We start from the raw sequence: 20,161 nt of genomic DNA, 5'->3' as shown, positions 1-20,161 counted from the left end.
TCAGCCCTGCTGCGTCTGCAGTGCATACATCTTCGCGAACGTCCCGTCCGGCCTGGACATCAGCTGCTCGAACGTCCCCTCTTCGACCACCCGCCCGGAGTCCAGGACGACTATCCTGTCGGCCAGCCTTATGGTGGAGAGCCTGTGGGCGATTATCATCGTGGTCCTCCCCCTCACCATGGACGCGAGGGCGCGCTGGACCCTCAGCTCGGTAAACGGGTCGATCCCGGAGGTCGCCTCATCCAGGATGAGTATCTTGGGGTCCGGCAGGAGCGCCCTGGCGAAGCAGATGAGCTGCTTCTGGCCCATCGACAGGTTGGTGGCTCCTTCTGCCACCATGGTGTCGTAACCGTCCGGTAGAGACGCGACGAACTCGTCCACCCCCAGCGACTTCGACACAAATCTGACCTGCTCGAGGGATGCTCCGGGCTTCCCGTACCTGATGTTGTCGGCGACGGTCGACTCGAAGAGGAACGGGTCCTGAGGGACCGCGCTTATCCTGGACCTGAAATCAGCGAACCGGAGGCGCCTCACGTCTTTCCCCCCCACCAGTACCTCTCCCCGCTGCGGGTCGTAGAACCTCTCGACCAGGTTGACGATGCTGGACTTCCCCGCGCCGGTGGCCCCCACCACCGCCACCACTTCCCCGGGCTCAACTTTCAGGCTGACCCCTCTCAGGACGGGGAGGTCGTCTGAGTACCCGAAGGTGACCTCCTTCAGTTCCACTCCCCACCCGACCCCTCCGTCGAGGGTGAGGGGCGTTTCGGGTTCCTTTACCTGTATCTCGGCGTTTACGAGCTGTGTGACCCTGTCCAGCCCCGTGACCGCAGACTGGAATGAGTTGTAGAACGTCGTGAGCTGGATTATCGGGTTGAAGAACGCGTTGACGTAGAGCATGAACGTCACCAGCGTCCCCACCAGCATGTGCCCCGCGAGCACCTCGGTCCCCCCGAACCAGATGACGAGGGCAAGCCCCAGGGCCTCGATCACCTGGACCACAGAGTTGAACGCCGACGTGTACTTGTTCGCCCTCAGGTTGGCTAACATGTTCTCGTTGTTCACGGCGTCGAAGTTCTCCGAGACCCTCCCCTCGCTGACGAAAGCCTGGGTCACCCTGACCCCGCTTATCCCCTCCTGGAGCTTGGCCGTCACCATGGCTATCTTCTTCCTGGTCTCTACGAAGTTACGGGTGATCTTCCCTTGGAAGACAAAGGTGACTGCTACCAGTATCGGGATGACGACGAACGACACTAGGCTCAGCTCCAGGTTGAAGAAAAGCATGATGAGCACGATGGAGATTATGGTTAGGAAACCGGACAGGACCTGAGGGAGCTGGAAGGTCACGAAGTCTTCCACGGCGTCGACGTCGTTCATTATGTACGACATGATCCGCCCGGTCTCCCTGGTCGAGAAGTACGACTGGGAGAGGCGCTGAAGGTGGTCGAAAGCGTCTCTTCTGATGTCCCTCAACGAGTTCTGCCCCACCAGCTGCATGGTGTATGTCCGCCTGTTGTCTGCGACGTAGTTGGCGAGGTAAAGGATGGCGTAGGAGCCAGCGAAGGTGGCCACCCCTCCGAGGTTCCCAGCCACCATGGCGTCTATGGCGAACCCCAGCAGGACGGGTCCTACTATTCCCGCGGCCGCGGTGAAAAGAAGGCCACCAAGGCTCACCGCCAAGTCCCGCTTGTACCCTAAGACGTACCCCACCAGTCGGCGCAGGAGGAACCCATCGCTGTACTTCCGGTCTTTCCGCGAGTCGGGGTCGTCGTCCCCGATGTACATCCCCCGCAGCGTCACCGAGGGTCCAACTCCTTTTCCGTGACGGCCTGCGGCGCGTACTGCGACAGGTAGAGCCTCGCATACGCTCCGTTCAGCCTCAGAAGCTCTTCGTGGGTCCCCTGTTCGACCACCCTCCCGGCTTCGAAGACGACTATCCTCTTCGCGAGCCTCAGCGTCGCCAGCCTCTGGGTGATGATTATGGTGGTCCTCCCCCTTATCACCTCCTTGAGCGCCTCCCCGATGGCGTACTCGGTCCCCGCGTCGACGCTCGAGAGGGAGTCGTCGAGGATGAGGATCCGCGGGTCCATGAGGAGCGTCCTCGCGATGGCTATCCTCTGCTTCTGCCCACCGGAAAGCGTGACCCCTCGCTCCCCGACCCTGGTCCCGTACTTTTCGGGATACCTCTCTATGAACTCGTCGGCGTTGGCCAGCCTGCAGACCCTCTCAACCTCGTCCTGGCTGGCGTCCGCCTTCCCATAGCAGACGTTCTCCCTTATGGTGGCAGAAAAGAGGAATATGTCCTGGCTGACCAGGCCGACGGAAGCCCTGAGAGACTTCAGGGTGATGTCCCTGACGTCCTTCCCGTCGATCTTCACCGAGCCCGAGGCGACGTCGTAGAAGCGGGGGACCAGGTTGGCCATGGTGGTCTTGCCGGACCCGGAGACCCCGACGAAGGCGACCACCTCGCCGGCGGGGATCTCCAGATCTATCCCCTGGAGGACCTCCCTGCCTTTCCCGTACCCGAACCTCACGCCTTCGAACCTTATGTCCCCTCTCACCCCTGTAAGAGGGAGGGCCCCCAGCCTGTCCTTCACTTCTGCCTCCGCGTCGACGACCTCCAGGATCCTGTCGAACCCCGCCATGCCGTTCTGGCCTATGAGGATGAGCTGGCCCAGGAACCTGCTCGGTCCCCCCAGCAGGGCAAGGAGGTTCGCAGCAGCGACCAGGTCCCCGATCGATATCGTCTTGGCGATCACCGGTCCCCCGCCGAAGTAGTAGAGCGCCGCGAGGTCGACGCTGATCACGAGGCTCAGCAGCGGGGTGTAGATCGCGCGGACGGCTGAAGACCCCACGATGCCGTCCCTGTACGCCTGGTTGGTCGTGGCGAAGCGCGAGACCTCGCTTTCCTCAGCGGAGAACGACCTCACTATCCTGGCCCCCGCGACGTTCTGCTGGAGCACCGTATTCATGGCGCCGTAGTTCTTCCTGGTGAGCCGCCAGAAGGGGCCCTGGGTCCGGCTGAACCTCCAGCTGAGGAGGAGGATCAGCGGGAAGACCACGGCAACTACGCTTGCGAGGTAGAGGTTGAGGTAGACCAAGGAGACCACGACCCCTCCGACGAGGAACACGTTAGACAGGAGCTGGCCCCAGCCGAAGGCGACGAACCTGCGGACGGCTTCGACGTCCCCGGTGGCCCTCGACATGAGCTGTCCGGTCTCGTTCCTGTCGTGGAAGCTGAAGGACTGTGACTGGATGGACGTGAAGATCATGTTGCGCAGGTCGTAGATCATCTTCTGGCCCAGCGCCTGGCCTCCGTAGCTGAGCCCGAAGCTGAACGCCGCAGACGCAGCGCTGACAGCCACGACCTCCACCGCGATCTTGGATATGGACGATATCGGCGACCCGCTCACGATGTCGTTGACCGCCCCACCTGTGAGGAAGGGGACGAGCACCCGGAACCCGGTAAGGGCGGTGACGCTGACGAACGTCACTGCCGCTATCGGCCAGTGCTTCCTCATCAGGCCGAACAACCTCAGATACCTGTCTAGCAACCTCAGCTCCGCCGTGCAAAGCAACCCGGCCCCGGCGTCTTCTTAAATCGGCGCAGGGACCCGATTTATAGCGGCAACCGGAGGGCCCCTCAACACCCGTTTTGGAAGAATCTAGGCCCGCAGATACGACAGACAGCCGTTCCCTGACCTTCCTCGCCGCCCTGAGGGTGCTCAGGAGCGTCTCGGCGGGGATGATCAACGTCGCCTTCCCGTTCCTCGTGCTCGAAGAGCTGCACTTGGGGTACGTCCTACTCGGCGTGATGTACGCCTCCGCCACCGTCGCCACCGCCGTCTTGGGGCTCGGCATAGGAATCGCCGCCGACCTGGTAGGGAGGAGGCTCACCTTCGTCGTGGCGCTGGCGCTCCTGCCGCTTTCCGCAGTCCTGGTGGTGGTCAGCACCAGCGTCCCGTCTCTTTTCCTCGCCGCCGTCATCGGGGGGATATCGGCGACGGGGTCCCTCCCGGGGGGCGGGGTGGGTGGCGCAGCCCAGCCGATACAGTCAATCCTCACCACGGAGCTGACCTCGAGGAAGGACAGGACGAGGTTCTACTCCCTCCTTGCCTTCGTCTCCGGGATAGCCTCGGCCGCGGGGGCCTATCTCGGAGGGTTCGGGACGATACAGGACGTGTTCGCGGTGGCGACCGTGCTGGGCGTGGCGTCGGTGCTCCTGACCCCAATGGTGAGGACGGGGAAGTCGGTGAGGCGGTCCCTTACCCTGAAGTCAGGGGCTGCGATAGGCAAGTTCAGCCTCACTGGCATGCTGAACGGGCTCAGCCAGGGGTTGGTCACCCCCTACCTCATCCCGTTCTTCATCGCGCTCTACTCGGTGACCAGGCAGGAGATGAACATCTACGCCGGGGTGTCGGGGCTCATCGCTTCCTTCGCGCTGCTCCTGGCGCCGAAGATCGAGAGGAGGCTCGGGTTCCTGAAGGGGATCACGGCGACCCGAAGCGCCTCCGTGGTGCTCTCCGTCGTGATGCCTCTGGTCCGCCTGTTCCCCGTGTCGCTCTTCATCTATCTCCTCCTGCCTGCGACCAGGGTGATGGCTCTCCCCATCCAGCAGGCGGCTATGATGGACATGGTGGCGGAGGACGAAAGGGGTGCCGCCTTCGGCATAAACCAGACGGCGAGGCTCGCCCTCTCCGCAGGGGGGACCTACTTCTCAGGGTTCGAGTTCGGGTCCCTGGAAGCGGACCCCATGGTGATAGACTACCCCTTCGCGCTCTACGGAGCGGTGCTCGCCGCCAACCTCTGCCTCTACTGGTGGTTCTTCAGGAGATACAAGCCTCCCCCGGGTGTTACGAAGGCGCCCGGCTAGCGGCAGGTCCGGGGCGCGGGAGAATTGCAGAACGGGGGGCCAGTGTTTATCCGGGGCCCCCTACGGCCGGGCGATTGGGCCCGTAGCCCAGCACGGATAGGGCGTCAGCCTCCGAAGCTGAAGTGCGAAAGCTCAGAGACCGTGGGTTCGAATCCCACCGGGCCCGTTTCAGAACTGTTACGAATACCCCTGTTCAGGACCACTTTGCCGTTCGGGAGGACCTCCGCGAAGGTCCACCCCTGGTTGATCAGTTGCTCCGCTGCCTCAGCCAGGGCCACGGTCTGCGCTGGGCTAGCCTGTTCGCGCCGCTACTTCTAGCAGCTTTGCGAGCCCGCCCAGCGTCACTGCGTCGGCCTGGGTGTCCTTGGCCATGATGCTGCTCCTCTTCTTCTCCGCCTCCACGTCAAGCTCCGATTCAAGGTATGGCTCCGCTCTGAGGAACGAATCCTTCATCTCTGGGAGGAGCGATTCGGGGAGCCTGCGGTGATTGGTTGTGTATACGGCTTCGATTGAGCCCTTGTGGCCCATCCAGAAGACGCGGAAGTCGTGGGAAACGAACCCCTTGGCCCCGGCTGCTTCGTCGCAATGTCGCCATCTGCCAATCCCTACTCGCTCGAGACCAGAGTCTAGAAGAAGATAAGGCGGCGGGGCAGAACTGAAACTACTGACGGTTAGCTAGCAGTCGGACTCCCAGCCCAGGCGGTTCTTACTACGATAGAAGCCAAGTCAACCAACCTCTGCAAGATCAGCAGTAGGATAGGGTGAGCTCCTCCCCCTCCGGATTCTGTCCTCAAGGTTCCAAGTCGGGGAGAAGGTGCCGACTTGAGGCGACCGGAGGCGACCTAGCTTCCTGATTCAAGGGGGCAGTCCAACTTTCGCGCAGAATTCTGCGAAACGTGGGTCCTTCCGGAGCCCTTCGAACAGAGGCTCCGTCTTCATAAGAGTATACCATGAATGCGTTTCCGCTTGCTTCATCAGTGCCTCAAAGGCCTTGCCAAAGTCACCCAAGGCGGCGCAAATCCAGACCTGCCCGAAAAGTCGCACAGATTCCTTGTCATTCCTCTCGACTATTCGCAGCTGCTCCTCTGCGGCTTGCCTCTTCTGGGCCAAGGCGTATACTATTCCTTGATCGATTATCAGTACGGGCGCCTGGGGATCGACCTTCATCCCAGCATCAACAGCCCGTTGGGCGTTCTCTAGGTCCCTGCTCCCGATGTGATATTGAGCCAAGCAATGGAAGGACAGGGGATTGCTTGGATGCAGCTGGTTCAACCGCTCCACTTCCCTGAGGGCATCGCGCCTTCTGCCCGCAGCCAGGTACACATGACAAAGGAGGTGGCCGATTTGGAAGGAGAGAGGGTTCAGCGCACTTGCTTTCTCCAAGCTCTCGATTCCGAGCTCCAGGTCTCCCAACGAGGAATAGGCGCTTCCCAACATCTCGTAGGCCCGGGCGAAATTCGTGTTGAGGCTGACGGCCTTCTTTGCTTCCGAGATTGCCTCTTGAATCCTGTCGGAAGCAAGAAAGACCCAGGCCATTGCCGCATGGGCTTCGGGCCGGTTCGGTCCGATTTCCAAAGCCTTGCAAGCAGCGGCTTCGGCCCTCCCAACTGCAGTCGCGAAATCCTCAAAGTTCTGACTTGTCAAGGCGTCTAGAGCCTCCGCGAGACCAGCATAGGCTCGCGCGAACTGGTTATCAACCGACATGATTTGCTCGAACAACTCGACCGCCTCTCTGAGGCTTTCTTCCGTCCCCTGATGGAGAAGCTGCGTCGCTCTGATGTACCATGTGTATGCTTCAATATTGTCTGTGTCTCTCAGCTCTGTGGCTTCCTTCTCGGAGGGCAGGAGCTGGACCTTCAGCTCCCCTGCCACCTTCTCGGCAATCTCGCTCTGAATCGCGAACAGGCTTCGCAGGCTCCTGTCGTAGCTCTCGGCCCAAAGGTGCAGGTCCCTGTTTGCGTCAATCATCTGGACGTTCACCCTGATTCTGCCACCTGCCTTCCTGACGCTCCCTTCGAGAAGGGTTCCCGCGTTCAGCTCCCTCCCTATCTGGCCGGCTGACTTCGTAGACTGCTTATACTGCATCACTGAGGTGCGGGAGACCACCCTCAGCCCGGAGACCTTTGAAGTCGTGGAGATCAGCTCTTCTGTAAGGCCATCGGCCAGGTATTCGTCCGCCTGCTCGGGGCTCATGTTTACGAAGGGCAGAATTGCCACGTGGTTCGTCGGGAGCAGCACTTTGACCGCCTCGGCACGAGGCGCTCCCTTTACCCTCTCGTTGACGTAATCCCTTATCGGCTCCCTCTCGTACGCAATGCGATAGCGCGTGACGGCGCCCCCTCTTCCCCGCTGGCCTGTGACGACGCTGGTCTCGACCATTCCGCTTCTTGCCAGTTCGCCGAACTCGGGACCTACCCCTCCATGCCTGCCATAGACGGACGACGGTGGGACATTCATCATCCTGGCGAGCTGGGCCAGGTCCCTCCAACCTGAACTGTCCGAAGACAGCTTCTTCCTCATGTGATCGTTCACGAAGGCGTCGACCATGCACTCGAAGAGGCGTTCGGCCCTCTTCGACTCGAACCCGAAACCGGTCCTCCTCTTGTCCCCGAATGGGCCCGCTCCCCCGCCGGCCTCCGGAGCGGACCTGGTCGCCATGGTCCTTCCTCTCCGCGGCTTCAAGTCCCGAGACTCCTCTGGAACATTGTTCCGGTAATTAATGCTTCAAAGAGAGGCCCAGTAGCCCGGCGAATATTCCCGGGAGCCCCCACCCTTCGGAAAACGCCCCGATCTTGAAAAGCGCAAGATTTTGGCATGTCTGGGCCGGAAACGGGTCTGAAAGGGATGGTCCTCTCTTCCGGTCCCCGAGCCGCGCCTCCCGGCGAATCCCGAGGTAGCAAACCAGCGGAAAAATGGGTAACTATTTTTCGTCCGCCGCTCCTGGTGCATGAAGAAAATCACTGTCCAAAAAACAGTTGCCCTGACTCTCCTTGCAGCCTTCGCGCTCCTGACGACCTTCTCCATCAGTCCAGCAACCTTCGCGACTTCGCCATCCAACAACGGGGTTTGCGGCGCAATGAACATGTCGAATTCTGCCGCAATGATGAACTTCAATTCGGGTCCGATGTCTCACGACGGGACCCCCGGTCTGGACTTCTTCCATCTACAAGGAAATCTGGGCATGTTCACCGCGGTAGGCAACTCCGCCTGTCCGTAGCGAACAAACCATCTTCTCCTCTTTTTTTCTACTCAGCGCAGTGATGCGAGTCTGCTTTGGCGTCGGACCCACTCAATTTCTTGATCGCATCCCTCCGGAATCGAACCCGATTCACTCATATGACAAGCAATGTGAAAGAAAAAAGGAAGGTATTTGTTACACTTCTGTCGCGAACCCCACCGGGCCCGTGATGACACAGCTCAGAACGAACTCTGTTTGACAGACATAGCCTGATCCAACCTCTTCTGCAGCAGGTCAAACGGGTGCCAACCCAATGCCGGCGCTGGGGGCGGTGACACCCAGGCCCTCAAGGTACAACGACCTGCGAGGTTAGCGGTGTCAATCGGGAATGGTTGGCTGCAGCTTGCGCTTTCACCGTTGTCGTCATGATAGATGTCAGAGTCGAGAAGCAGAACCCAATGGTCCGGAATCATCTCCTGGCTCCAACACTGTGAACTACGTAATCTCCTCTCCGGTGCTTCTGCGATGGTGGTGGCCCGAGGTTGGAGAATCCTTGTGGCCAGAGGTCCTTGGGCTCGGGCGTGGTAGTCTGTCACATCGACGGTGCCGTGTCCCGAGGAACAGGGGGCTCGGCCCACTTCCATTCCTTGTACTGGTCGCGCAGGAGTATCTTCGCCACCTTGCCTGTCCCGGTCTTGGGGAGCTCGTCGGCGAAGACTATCGCGTCGGGGAGCCACCAGCTCGCGAACTTCGGGGCGATGAACGACCTCAGCTCGTCCGGCTGCACCTTCCCCTTGAAGTCTGCCCTCAGGACTACCACGGCCAGCGGCCTTTCCTGCCACTTCGGATGCGGGACAGCGACGACCGCGGCTTCGGCGACGGCCGGGTGGCCCATGATCGCGTTCTCCACGTCCACCGAGCTTATCCATTCTCCTCCTGATTTTATGAGGTCCTTGATCCTGTCCGTGATTCTGACGTAGCCTTCTGCGTCAATAGCCGCGACGTCACCTGTCCTGAACCACCCATCTTCGCTCCAGTTCTCGCCCGCCTCCGGGAGGTTGTGGTATCTGGCCGCGACCCAGGGCCCACGGACCTGCAGTTCTCCTGTCGTCTTGCCGTCCCAGGGGGCCATCCCCCTGTCGTTGACCACGCGGACCTCCACCAGGGGGGCGGGTATCCCCTGCTTGGCTCTGTAACCATACTTCTCGTCATCGGTCAGGGAGTCCATCCCTCCCTTCAGGAAGCTCAGCGTGCCCAGAGGCGCCGTCTCGGTCATCCCCCAGGCTTGTATCACCCGTAGGCCGAACTTATCGTAGGCTCGGATCATGCTCTCCGGCACGGCGGACCCCCCGACTATCATCTTCATCCCCTTCGCCAAAGACCACCTGGCCGGCTCCTTCTGAAGAGTGCCGATCATCCCAAGCCATATGCTCGGCACACCGGCCGTCACAGTGACTCGTTCCTGCTCGAAGAGGTCCAGGAGGCTCGGAGGGTCAAGATACGGACCAGGGTAGACGAGCTTCGTCCCCACCATGGGAGCCGCGAAGGGGAGGCCCCAGGCGTTGGCGTGGAACATGGGTACTACAGGGCAGAGCGTGTCCCGGCTGGACAGGCCGGTGAAGTCGCTCAGGAGCAGGCCGAGGGAGTGCAGGTAGATGGCTCTGTGGGAGTAGACCACCCCCCTGGGACGGCCCGTGGTCCCGGACGTGTAGCACATGGCCGCAGCCTCTTTCTCGTCAAGGTCAGGATATTCCAGTTCCCCTTTGGCACCCTTGAGGAACTCCTCGTAGTTGAGGTAGGGCGGCGGGACCGGCTTCCCTGTCAGAGGCACCACAAGCACCCTTTCGAAGTTCACGGCCCTGCTGAACTTGTCGAAGAGCGGGAGAAGGACGTCGTCCAAGACGAGGAACCTGTCGGAAGCGTGATTAGCTATGTAGGCGATGTCGTTCGGATGCAGCCTGAGGTTAAGAGTGTGGAGGACGCCCCCGGCTGCCGGCGCCCCGAAGTAAGTTTCCATGTGCGCGTAGTGGTTCCACATGAGGGTCGCGACACGGTCCCCCCTCTTGAGCCCGGCGTCCTGTAGAGCCCGGCCCAGCGCCCTGGCCCGCCGGTGCAGGTCGACATACGTCTCCCGGTGAATCGACCTGTCAGGCATCCTCGAAGCAATTTCGGTCTTGCCGAATATCTTGGCGGCGTGTTCCAAAACGCGCGGAAGCGTCAACGGATAATCCATCATTGTGCCTTCCAATGACGGCTCAGGCCATCGTACGGGCGTCGTCATATATACGGCATATGCCCCGGCATAACGAACCTGCTCGCCGCAAACGAGAGAGCGCGAATTTGCGTGGTGGCAAGGATTCGAACCCATAATGGGTCGGGGCCCCGCCGGGCCCGTCATGGAATCGCTCAGAATGGGTTCTGTCTGGCCATCAGAGCCTGATTACGGCTAGTTGCTCCAAAGAATCTTCCGGGGTCGTCTGACACCTCAAGTCATCGAATTGCAAAGTCCCATTCGCGCGCGGGGGTATCGTGGCATCTTAGTGTCGGGACACGCTCTGTCCAACGCTCGATTCACTTATAATGCTCCCACTGAACGGAACTCCAGCTTGAGCGGCCAGTCTTCAGAAGTCATACTGGCGCAAGAACAGGGGGCCACCCTGAGCATGACCGGTGCCAGGAAGGAGTTGGAGGCTGACTTCGGATTCGGCGAGGTCGAAGGTACGTTGGTCCTGACTGACAGAAGGTTGATCTTCGTTTGCACAGATGAGAAGTCGGTGGAGCTCCCGGTAGGCATCTTCGAGGCCAACTTCGTCTTTTCGGAAGTCAAAGGCATCGACCAGATACCGCAAAGGCCGCCAAACATATTCATCCCTATTCCATCAATCGAATCCGTCAGGCCACATGGAGGACGGCTAGAGAGGCCTGGCTTCGAACTGGACTGGGAGGACAACGGTACTAAGCGATCGTTCTTGATAGTTCAGGCGGAAGAGCGAAGGGGAAAGGGGTTGAAGGACTGGGCCCCCATAATCGATAATCTCAAGGCGGGGCGACAGAAGCTTGTCGCCATCCCCGAACCACCTTCGACGGCAACTCTCGCGGGCAAAATAGTCAGGGTCCTTTCGGACATGCAGGAGAAGGGTGTGCTTGAAGTCGAGGAGGAGGTCGAAGATCAGTTCAAGGTCGAACTAGACCCAGACGAAGTGCAGACTACGTGCGACATGCTGGCCTCACAAGGGATCGTCCGGCGTCACCCGGATCCCAGCGGAGACATCTTCTACAGAAGGGCCTCGCCTCTGGGCGAAGATGACCTCTCGAGCTGAATTCTGGGCTAAGGACAGCCTATCTGTGCGCTTGTAAAAGAGCACGAGCCCGTCGGCATCTTACCATTGCCGAAGTAAGGCGACAGCGTCAAAGCGTGACTGTTAGTTGGGGAAATCTGGGAGCAGGTGGGACGGGGGATAATCTCGGAACTGCATGCCATGGTCCGATTAGCGTTGGCGCCATAACCACATACGCCTGCGTCCTCGCCGTCGATCGTTGCGTCTACCCGGATATGGATTCGCCTGACGTGTTTGTGACATTGGCGAAGACCTGTATCGGCCCAGGACTGACATTGAAGTGGAAGCTCCCGTGTTGAGATTTGAGCCAGCGCACGCTAGCTCAAATCCGACCCGAGACGTCAGTCCCATTTGCGACTGACACAATGGAGCGGTTTAGTCCAGTTCTTCCGCTTCAGTCGCGCTCCCAAAAGAGATCCGAACCCATAATGGGTCCGGACCCCACCTGGTCCGGGATGAAATGGCTCAGAATGAACTCCATGTGGCGGATGCGGATTGATTCACGCTATTCTGTGTTGAGGCCAAGTCAAACACTCCGGCTGTACGAGAACGGTGAGGCTTTTATTGTCGCGCCGCGTATTCTGTGGCTCGGAACCTTGCCGAAGCCATCGGAGGGCCCTGTCATAGTCACAGGAGCGAGCAGTGGTTTGGGGAGGGCCATCTGCGAGCTTCTTGCCTCCAAAAGACGCGACGTTTACGCAGGTGTTCGCAAGCAGAAGGACTCGGCCGAGCTTGCAAAGTTGCCCAATGTCACCCCTCTGGTACTCGACGTAACCAACTCCGAAGATGTACGACGGGGAGCAAAGACAGTCCGTGAATCGGGGCGGGGGCTCCATGGGCTCGTGAACAGCGCAGGCGTCACAGGACTAGGTCCCTTGATCGATACCTCGGTCGAGGAATTCAATCGAGTGCTAGAGGTCAACCTCGTCGGCATCCATAGAATGATACACGATTTCGGCCCCTTGCTCGTGGAGTCCAAGGGGCGGATTGTGAACATTAGCTCGATAGGCGGTTTCATGACTGACACTTGGTTGGGACCGTATGGGACGAGCAAGCACGCGTTAGAAGGCTATACCGAAATCTTGCGAGAAGAATTGGCCATGCTCGGGCTCAGCGTGAGCACAATAGAGCCGATGGCATATAGAAGCAGAATGGCCATCAATGCGTGGGAACTCCTGCGGGGCGAAGCCGACACCAAATGGGAACGATCGGCCTTTCGGGACCAAATCAAGCAGGTCTGGAACTGGTACGTGAACACCCCAGGCGTCCTTGAGCGCACCATATACCCAGAACCTACACCAGTGGCCGAGGCGGTCTACGACGCGCTATACTCAGACAGCCCGAAGCCAAGGTACCTCGTCAGCGACCGCGATACCGCGACCGAAGTGATTGATAACATACTCGCACGACTTATCCAAGTAAACGGCGGCCAAACGGATCCTCTGACAGATTCGGAACTCGCGGCGAGACTGCGAAAAGCCTTGGACGAGAGAGCGACGAAAGGAAGATAGACTGATCTGATTTACGCGGCAGTCGTGGCCCCGCAGCTCTTTCCCAAGTCTGAAGCGCCGCAATCTCCAACCCCGGATTTGGATTGGTAAACCAATCGAATGCTAGCGGCTTCGAATACACATAGAGATTCGAACCCATGATAGGTTCAGGCCCCTCCGGGCCCGTGCCTACAACAGGTCTCTTGGTTAGCGCCCTGGAAATGTGCGTGGTGTGCAGGCGGCCGTCACCGTCGACCGTGGTGAAGGGAAGGTTCCGGGGAACTCGATGGGATTGCCCCGGGCCCTTGCGCCTTGACGAGTACCTCGCTGTCCTCCACGGCCTGAACGGGAGCCCCCTCGTAGACAATGTCTTCCGGACCAGCACGGGCGTGGATCCTGATTGCCTTCACTCGCTGGGCCTTTCCACAGCTGGCAGGCCGAACGCTCGCGGGTCGAAGACGGTCTGGATGGATGCTATCTTCCCGTCCCTGACCTGGTACCAGGAGGACATGAACACCGTCGGGCCTGTGGTCTTCAAGTCGTAAAATACGCACACGTCGTCTCCTTCCGAGAAGACCTTCTTGACGTCGTACCTCCCGCGGTACCTCCGGAGCATCTCGACGAAGTCGAGGGGTTTCCCGAAAGTCTCGCCAGCAGGTCCTTTGATTCTGACCTGCTGGTGCAGGAAGGTCATGGCAGTTTCGTAGTCCATGCGATCCAAGGCACTGATGTACGACGTGACCACGCCGACCGCATCTTTTGCTGGCTGCACGCCTCGCAGGGCTTCCGCCCTGCTAATATCTCTCGCCCTACGGCGATGAGGAAATCCGACAAGCTCAATCCGGTAGCGCCAGTTTTCTCGATGTCCCATGTACCGCATGGACGACCTTGACGTGAAGATATTCAAGGAACTCGGGAGCCCCAGTGGAACGTGAGGGTCACCCACTCGAGCGCGGTCAGAACCCTCAGGGTCGACGAAGAAACGGTCAGACGGAGGCTCAAGCGCACCCGGCGGCAAGGACGTCTCATCCAAGATCGGGGAGACCATCGATCGACTCGCGGATTTTGTCGGAGCCAACGAGGTCGTGTACAAGGGCCCTGTACCGGCAACGTGGAAGGGCGTCCTCCGTTAGCACGCCAGCGCCGATCTGAAGTCAGGAAAAGAGGCCGGGCATAGCCACGAAGGCCGAGAGCCGCATGCTCAGCGGAAGAAACCAGCGCTCCTGCACGCCGGGCGCGCTCGATCGGGGCCTCTCCTCGCCTCCCGGCTTAGGTTAATGAGGGGCTACTGGTCGGAGCGCCCGGATGTTCGTATGTAAGAACGACCTGGAGTGCCCACAGAGCAAGGGCTTTGACGAGCACTACCACTCATTCGAGAAGTGCAGCGTATGCGGGAAGATGACCACCTGTGCAGAATGCCTATGCGGGACCGGCCGGGTCTGAGCAGCCTGTCCAGCAGGGGGTCTGTCGGCGGGAGAAGTCTCGAAGGCCCCTTTGCGTCTGTGCGGTTGGGACGCCACGAACTCCAGATAGCGACGAGCCCCTAAGCTGGACTCCGTCAACTCTGCACGCCACTTTCCCTTTTCTTGGAGGCTTGCCGTCTCAGGCCTAACTTGACTGCCCAGCTGAACATGAGCAAAAGGTATCCCAGGCCTATTGGGAGGAACACGAGATTCGGTATCCCCGTGTTGAAACCAGTTTCGACAACCAGAACTGCTCCGATCCCACCGCCGGTCAGAAGCACAAGCAGAGCAAACCTGACCGCAAAGCCTGCCTTGCTCGTTTCCTTTATGTCTTCAACTTCTTCTTGATTCTCCGCTCCCATTCCTCTTGGGTGACGACTCCCGTCTCTTCGAGCAAGTCCACCGGAGAAGCGAGCATGGTGTCCAGAGTTTCAGATTGCAGTCTTGCCTCCGGTCCGGTAATCCCGACCTTAGGGCCATAGGCATCTCTCGAGTCGGAAGACCTCGTTACTCATCCATGACCCAATGGATAATCCATGAAACGGCTGTGCGACGGAGCTAACAATGTCCCTAAGATGTTAGGTTTAAATAGAACATCGTCCCAAAAAATCTCTCGTTGAAGTCGAGGAACTTCGCGACAATCGCGACTTCGTGCTTGGTGCTCTTCTCCTTGCTGAGCGTGACTCCTCTGGCAGCCGCGTCCGTGGTCCTCACTCCGAACCTCCGCGCGAGCGGTTCCGAGTCCAGCCTCAACTGGGCTGGCTACGCCGTGACCGGCTCTTCGGGGACTGTGACCACTGTGTCTGGCTCGTTCGTCCAACCCTCGGTCAGCTGCTCGAAAAAGACGACCTACGCAGCCTTCTGGGCCGGAATCGACGGGTATAGTGACAGCACGGTCGAACAGGCGGGAACCCTGGTGCAGTGTACGAAGGGCTCTCCTGTCTACTCCGCCTGGACGGAGTTCTACCCAGCAGCGCCCACCTATGCCACTTGGAATCCCTCTCCGGGAGACGTGATTTCGGTCACGGTGACTTGCAGCGCAGTGTCAGGCGGCGCCTCGTGCACGGCGACGGTCACCGACGGCGCTAACAGCTATTCTACCGCCGCGACGGTCAGCGGTGCGCAGCTCGCTAACGCGGAGTGCATAACGGAGAGGCCCGCGATAGGCGGCAGCCTGACGACCCTCGCCAATTTCGGGACGGCATCTTACGGACAGGACAACACGGGCGTGAGCGGCACATGCTACGCCACGATCGGCGGCACCATGCAGTCGTTCGGTACCTTCTCGTCCGTGGCCAGCATCAACATGGTCACGAACAACGGGAAGACACTGGCTACTACCTCGTCCCTCAGTTCGGACGGCTCCAGCTTCACCGTGACCTTTGGCGGCGCCTCTTCAGGCGGTCATGGTAGGCCCTAGGCTCGGGCTGCGAAGCTAGATATCAAAACAGGGTGAGCGCTTCAGGGGGTACTGAGGCACAGCCCCGGTCATAAAGCCCGACCATTTCGTGATCTAACTTTGGGAACGTAGCCTCAGGAGATACCTCCAGCGAAGAACCGGACGAGGCTCTGGTGCCTGGCCCGCTTCGTTCCCGCTTTTCTCCGCTTTAGGAGCGAAATCCACAGGCCTACGAAGGAACGCTTGTAGGCGCGCGGAGACGACTTTTGCGAGTTCGAGTTCAGGCAAGGGTGAATTGTCGCTGGACTGCCGTCCCGGCCTCAAACTCGTCGGGCGGGAGTCCCACCCCGCTCGTCTTGGGGCAGCTCGGAACGAACCTCGTTTGGCCCGCGCTCGCCACGGTCGAGGACAGAGAGGTCGCCTGACTCACTTGCCACGAGGAGCAGAGGGCCCGCTCCCCCTAAGGGGCCCTGCATCGCACCGTTCCATCCGAGCGCGACCCAAGAGACGTCCCCGACGAGAGCTTTTATCGCACAGGGCGGCGGTCCGCCGACAGTTGAAGTTCCTAGAGTTCCAGGCTGAGGTCGAGGAGGTGCTTGCCGACGCCCTGTACGACCTGGGCTACAAGAAAGCGGTGGCTGACGTCGACCTCCCCCCCAACGACTCATACGGGGACCTGGCAAGCGCGGTCCCGATACGGCTGGCTAAGGAGACGGGGAAGAAGCCTGGGGACATCGCCGTAGAGATCGGCTCGAGGGCCATGGAACTCGCGAAGAAGTCACAGTACATCGGGGCCGTCGTCCCTCACAAGGGGGGGTACGTCAACTTCAGCCTGAGCTATCCGCGGTTTATGGCCGACAGCATTGCGAGCATCACCTCGTCGAAGGACTTGGGCGCCGTGAGGGAGCGGGGAGAGGTGGTCGCGATCGAGCACACGAACGTCAACCCGAACAAGGCCCTTCACATCGGCCACGTCCGCAACCTGGTCCTCGGGGACTCCCTGGTCAGGGTGATGCGGTACCTGGGGCAGCAGGTCCAGGCTCTGAACTACGTGGACGACTCCGGGGCCCAGGTGGCGGACATAGTAGTGGGGTTCAAGTTCATGGGCTTCCCCGACGAGGCGCCGCCAGGCGTAAAGTACGACGTCTACTGCGGCGACCAGGTCTACACCAAGGTCACGAAAGCCTACGAGCAAGACCCGTCCCTCAAGGCAAAGCAATCCCTCGTCCTCAGGGAGATCGAGAAGGGAGACGGGGAGATAGCCGAGTACACCCGGAAGATAGTGAAGAAGATCCTGGCCGCGCAGCTCTCCACCTGCTGGAGGCTGGGCGCCTCCTACGACCTCCTGAACTGGGAGTCTCAAATCGTGCACTCGGGGATGTGGGAGAAGATCTTCGAGTCGCTGAAGAAGATGAAGTACGTGAAGTTCCAGACCGAGGGGGAGAACAAGGGGTGTTGGGTGATCCCCGACCCCGACACGGGAGAAGAGAAGGTCGTGGTGAGGTCGGACGGGACAGCGGTGTACGTCGCCAAAGACATCCCCTACGCGGCCTGGAAGGTGGGGGTCATAGGCGACCCCTTCGGCTATGAGGAGTACTCCAAGGACCAGCCGGGAGGGGTCCTCTATTCGACTACCCTGGACGGCAAGAAGGGAAAAGTCCGGTTCGGTGGGGCGGACCTGGCGGTGTCGGTCATCGACACCCGGCAGAGCTACCTCCAAAGGATAGTCGCGAAGGTGCTCGACGAGTTCAGAGAGGGCGCTTCCAGGAGGTACCTCCACAGGAGCTACGAGGTGGTTTCGCTGTCGAAGAAGACGGCCTCCCAGCTCGGGTTCGAGATTGAGGGAGAGTTCGCACATATGTCTGGGAGGAAGGGGTTGTACGTGAACGCTGACACGGTGCTCGACAAGCTGAAGGAGAGGGCGAAGGTCGAGACAAAGAAGAGGAACCTCTCCGAGGCCGAGGGATGGGTCTCAGACGTGGCCGAGGCCGTAGCCGTAGCCGCGCTCAGGTACGAGCTGCTTAAGCAGGACCCCGACAAGATGATAGTCTTCGACCTGGAGGACGCCCTTCAGTTCCAGGGGGACACGGGTCCCTATCTGATGTACACCTATGCCAGGGCAAGGCGGATCCTCGGCAAGACGGAGGGGAAGCCCCGGATAGACGCCGAATCGGCGGCCAAGCTCACGAAGCCGCAGGAGAAGGCGCTGGGGAAGAAGATGTCCATGCTCGACATAAGCGCCAACGACACCGGGGAGTTCCTTTCCCCGAAGGAGGTGGTCCGGTACGCACACGAGCTCGCGGTCGCCTTCAACAATTTCTACGAGAGCGTCCCGGTCAACCAGGAGCCCGACCCCGAGCTGCGGGACGCCCGCCTGGCGCTGGTGGACGCCTCGAGCCAGGTCCTGGCAGAGGCGATGAGGCTCATAGGGGTCCCGGTCAGAGACAGGATTTGAACCAAGGCATAAGGCTCGCAGCCTTCGACCTCGACGGGACCGTGCTGGAGCACAACAGCAGCTGGGTCGCCATCCACAAGGCGTTCGGCACGGAACACCTGGGCGCCGAGTCGCTGAAGCTTTACTCCGAAGGGAAGATTGGCTACAACGAGTTCATGCGGAGGGACATCTCCTGCTGGCCGAAGGGGACCACCAGGAAGCAGATCGAGACGATACTCTCCGGATACAAGATACGGGACGAGGCTCCCGGGCTCTTCGAGGACCTCAGGGCCCGCGGGTTGAAGACCGCGCTGGTGACCTCGGGGATCGACATACTGGCCAAGGATGTCGCCGAGACGCTAAAGATCGACCACTGGGTGGCCAACAGCCTGAGGTTCGACAGGCGCGGCGTGCTGCAGCCTATGGGGGTTGGGAGGGTCGACCCCACCCGGAAGGACCTCGCCTACGCGAAGCTCCTAAGGAGGCTGAAAATCGGTCCGAAGAGCACCATCGCAGTAGGGGACACGATATACGACCTCGCCTTCTTGAAGTCCGCCAGGCTCGGCTTCATGCTCGCGCATACCACCAGAGTCCCCGACCCGGAGATAATCCACATCGACACGCTCACCCAGGTCCTCGACCATATCCCCTAGGGAGAGGGTTTTTACCCGTCCGAGTGGTCGGGGAAGGCGGGTCTGACGTGGGAGACAGTCTTCTTCTGATTCCGGGGCCAACCAACCTCTCCAAGCGGGTACGGGACGCCATGGCTGCGCCGCAGCTCCCGCACGTAGGGGCCGAGTTCTATTCGATGTTCAAGGATACCGTATCCCTTGCGAGGTACGTCTTCAAGAACCAGAAGGGGGTGCAGTTCGTCTTCACAGGCTCGGGGACGATAGGGATGGAGTCCTCGGTCGTAAGCCTTGTGGCCCATGGGGACAGGACCCTGACCCTGACGAACGGCTACTTCGGTCGCAGGATGCTCTTGCTGAACCAGATTCACGGGGCCAAGGCGGACAAGCTGGAGTTCCCAGAAGGGAAGGGGGCAGACCCTGACTCGCTCAGGAAGAAGCTCCGGAAGTCGAAGTACTCCGTCGTATTCATCACGCACGTGGACACCTCGAGCTCTGTGTCGAACACCGTCACGGAGCTGGTGGAGGAGTGCCAGAAGGCTGGGGTCCTTTCGGTCGTCGACTCCGTCTGCGCCATCGGGGGTGTCCCCCTGGACTTCGACAGGCTGGGAGCGGACATCGTCTTCACGGCTTCGCAGAAGGCGCTGGCAGGGGCGCCGGGAGCGGTCCTCCTGGCGGTCTCGAAGGGCGCCATCGAGCACATGGAGAAGAGGAAGGCGCCGATCGAGTCCTACTACATGGACCTGACGCGCTGGAAACCCGTGATGGAAGACCCCAAGATGTACCTTGCCACCCCTGCGACCCAGGTCCTCCAGGCGCTGAGGGAGGCGCTGGCGGAGGTCAAGGAGGAGGGGATAGAGAACAGGTGGGCTCGCCACAAGAAGCTCGGCGAGATTGCCAGGGACAAGGTCGCCGAGTGGGGCCAGAGGCTAGTGGCCGAGGAGGGCCACAGGGCGGACACGGTCACCTCGTTCTGGGTGGAAGAGGGGAAGGCGGGGCCAATCCAGAGGACGCTGGAGGAGGAGCACCATGTAATGGTCTCGAGGGGGATATATGACGACAAGGACAGGATGATCCGGATCGGTCACTTCGGTATCCTGCGCCCCGATGTCCTGAGGCGGTCCCTTGACCAGATGGGGTCGGTAATGGAAGAGCTTGGCGTCGCTCCGGGTCGCGTCCCTGCAACGTCGAGAAGGGCATAGAACCCTTTTATCGCCACTGAAATCAAACCTTCATTCGCAGCCCGGTCGTCTAGTGGTCAAGGATGGGGGCCTCTGGAGCCTTCGACCTAGGTTCGAATCCTAGCCGGGCTATTTTTGAGCTTCTTTTCTTAATTAGAGTATATTTCAAGCTCCGTAGG

Annotated in this window: 15 protein-coding genes and 2 tRNA genes; 10 read left to right on the top strand and 7 right to left on the bottom strand. The window is 60.3% G+C overall.

Going from position 1 to position 20,161, the window contains the following annotated elements; all coding sequences use genetic code 11:
• Positions 1-1,797 carry an ABC transporter ATP-binding protein gene (locus tag JRN21_06065; protein ID MDG6988875.1) on the bottom strand — a complete coding sequence of 599 codons (1,797 nt, stop codon included), beginning with the start codon at positions 1,795-1,797 and terminating at the stop codon, positions 1-3.
• Positions 1,794-3,575 carry an ABC transporter ATP-binding protein gene (locus JRN21_06060; protein ID MDG6988874.1) on the bottom strand — a complete coding sequence of 594 codons (1,782 nt, stop codon included), beginning with the start codon at positions 3,573-3,575 and terminating at the stop codon, positions 1,794-1,796. Before JRN21_06060 ends, JRN21_06065 begins: the two co-directional genes overlap by 4 nt.
• 77 nt (positions 3,576-3,652) lie before the next feature.
• On the opposite strand from JRN21_06060, the gene JRN21_06055 reads away from it, so the two are divergent.
• Together JRN21_06055 and JRN21_06050 are read left to right on the top strand one after the other, a co-directional pair.
• Entirely contained in the window at positions 3,653-4,870 is a 1,218-nt protein-coding gene (locus tag JRN21_06055) for an MFS transporter (GenBank protein ID MDG6988873.1), read from the top strand.
• A 76-nt stretch (positions 4,871-4,946) separates the two neighbouring features.
• Positions 4,947-5,036: transfer RNA gene (locus tag JRN21_06050), tRNA-Arg, on the top strand.
• A 125-nt stretch (positions 5,037-5,161) separates the two neighbouring features.
• Here the strand turns inward: JRN21_06050 and JRN21_06045 are convergent.
• Both JRN21_06045 and JRN21_06040 read right to left on the bottom strand, forming a co-directional pair.
• Positions 5,162-5,398: a hypothetical protein gene (locus JRN21_06045; GenBank protein MDG6988872.1), complete on the bottom strand. Its 237-nt coding sequence runs from the start codon at positions 5,396-5,398 to the stop codon at positions 5,162-5,164.
• A gap of 327 nt (positions 5,399-5,725) precedes the next feature.
• The gene (locus JRN21_06040) at positions 5,726-7,552 is read right to left on the bottom strand and encodes a hypothetical protein (protein ID MDG6988871.1); all 1,827 of its coding nucleotides are present in this window, start codon (positions 7,550-7,552) and stop codon (positions 5,726-5,728) included.
• A 265-nt stretch (positions 7,553-7,817) separates the two neighbouring features.
• Between JRN21_06040 and JRN21_06035 the strand changes: the two genes are divergently transcribed.
• On the top strand, positions 7,818-8,087 hold the full coding sequence (locus JRN21_06035) for a hypothetical protein (GenBank protein MDG6988870.1): 270 nt from the start codon (positions 7,818-7,820) through the stop codon (positions 8,085-8,087).
• Positions 8,088-8,640: 553 nt separating this feature from the next.
• Here JRN21_06035 and JRN21_06030 read toward each other — a convergent pair.
• Positions 8,641-10,296: a long-chain fatty acid--CoA ligase gene (locus JRN21_06030; GenBank protein MDG6988869.1), complete on the bottom strand. Its 1,656-nt coding sequence runs from the start codon at positions 10,294-10,296 to the stop codon at positions 8,641-8,643.
• Positions 10,297-10,654: 358 nt separating this feature from the next.
• Between JRN21_06030 and JRN21_06025 the strand changes: the two genes are divergently transcribed.
• Positions 10,655-11,368, top strand: coding sequence for a hypothetical protein (locus JRN21_06025; GenBank protein MDG6988868.1), 714 nt, complete (start codon positions 10,655-10,657; stop codon positions 11,366-11,368).
• Between the two features lie 473 nt (positions 11,369-11,841).
• Positions 11,842-12,897, top strand: coding sequence for an SDR family NAD(P)-dependent oxidoreductase (locus JRN21_06020; GenBank protein MDG6988867.1), 1,056 nt, complete (start codon positions 11,842-11,844; stop codon positions 12,895-12,897).
• A gap of 385 nt (positions 12,898-13,282) precedes the next feature.
• Here the strand turns inward: JRN21_06020 and JRN21_06015 are convergent, their stop codons facing one another.
• Both JRN21_06015 and JRN21_06010 read right to left on the bottom strand, forming a co-directional pair.
• Positions 13,283-13,648, bottom strand: a complete 366-nt coding sequence (locus JRN21_06015; protein ID MDG6988866.1) for a nuclear transport factor 2 family protein — start codon at positions 13,646-13,648, stop codon at positions 13,283-13,285.
• Positions 13,649-14,434: 786 nt separating this feature from the next.
• Positions 14,435-14,701, bottom strand: coding sequence for a hypothetical protein (locus tag JRN21_06010; protein MDG6988865.1), 267 nt, complete (start codon positions 14,699-14,701; stop codon positions 14,435-14,437).
• Between the two features lie 254 nt (positions 14,702-14,955).
• Between JRN21_06010 and JRN21_06005 the strand changes: the two genes are divergently transcribed.
• The 5 genes from JRN21_06005 (at position 14,956) to JRN21_05985 (ending at position 20,114) form a co-directional block, all read left to right on the top strand.
• Positions 14,956-15,759, top strand: coding sequence for a hypothetical protein (locus tag JRN21_06005; GenBank protein ID MDG6988864.1), 804 nt, complete (start codon positions 14,956-14,958; stop codon positions 15,757-15,759).
• Positions 15,760-16,294: 535 nt separating this feature from the next.
• Entirely contained in the window at positions 16,295-18,193 is a 1,899-nt protein-coding gene (gene argS, locus JRN21_06000; GenBank protein MDG6988863.1) for an arginine--tRNA ligase, read from the top strand.
• Positions 18,190-18,825, top strand: a complete 636-nt coding sequence (locus tag JRN21_05995; protein MDG6988862.1) for an HAD-IB family phosphatase — start codon at positions 18,190-18,192, stop codon at positions 18,823-18,825. The genes argS and JRN21_05995 overlap by 4 nt, the downstream gene beginning before the upstream one ends.
• Positions 18,826-18,872: 47 nt before the next feature.
• The gene (locus JRN21_05990) at positions 18,873-20,003 is read left to right on the top strand and encodes an alanine--glyoxylate aminotransferase family protein (GenBank protein MDG6988861.1); all 1,131 of its coding nucleotides are present in this window, start codon (positions 18,873-18,875) and stop codon (positions 20,001-20,003) included.
• 38 nt (positions 20,004-20,041) lie between these two features.
• A tRNA-Gln gene (locus JRN21_05985) sits at positions 20,042-20,114 on the top strand.
• The last annotated feature ends 47 nt before the right edge of the window (positions 20,115-20,161 follow it).

The sequence above is a fragment of the Nitrososphaerota archaeon genome, assembly GCA_029785825.1.
In the GTDB taxonomy this organism is placed as follows: domain Archaea; phylum Thermoproteota; class Nitrososphaeria; order Nitrososphaerales; family Gagatemarchaeaceae; genus UBA183.
The sequence above is the reverse complement of the archived record's forward strand: the minus strand, read 5'-3'. Positions and strand labels throughout refer to the sequence as shown.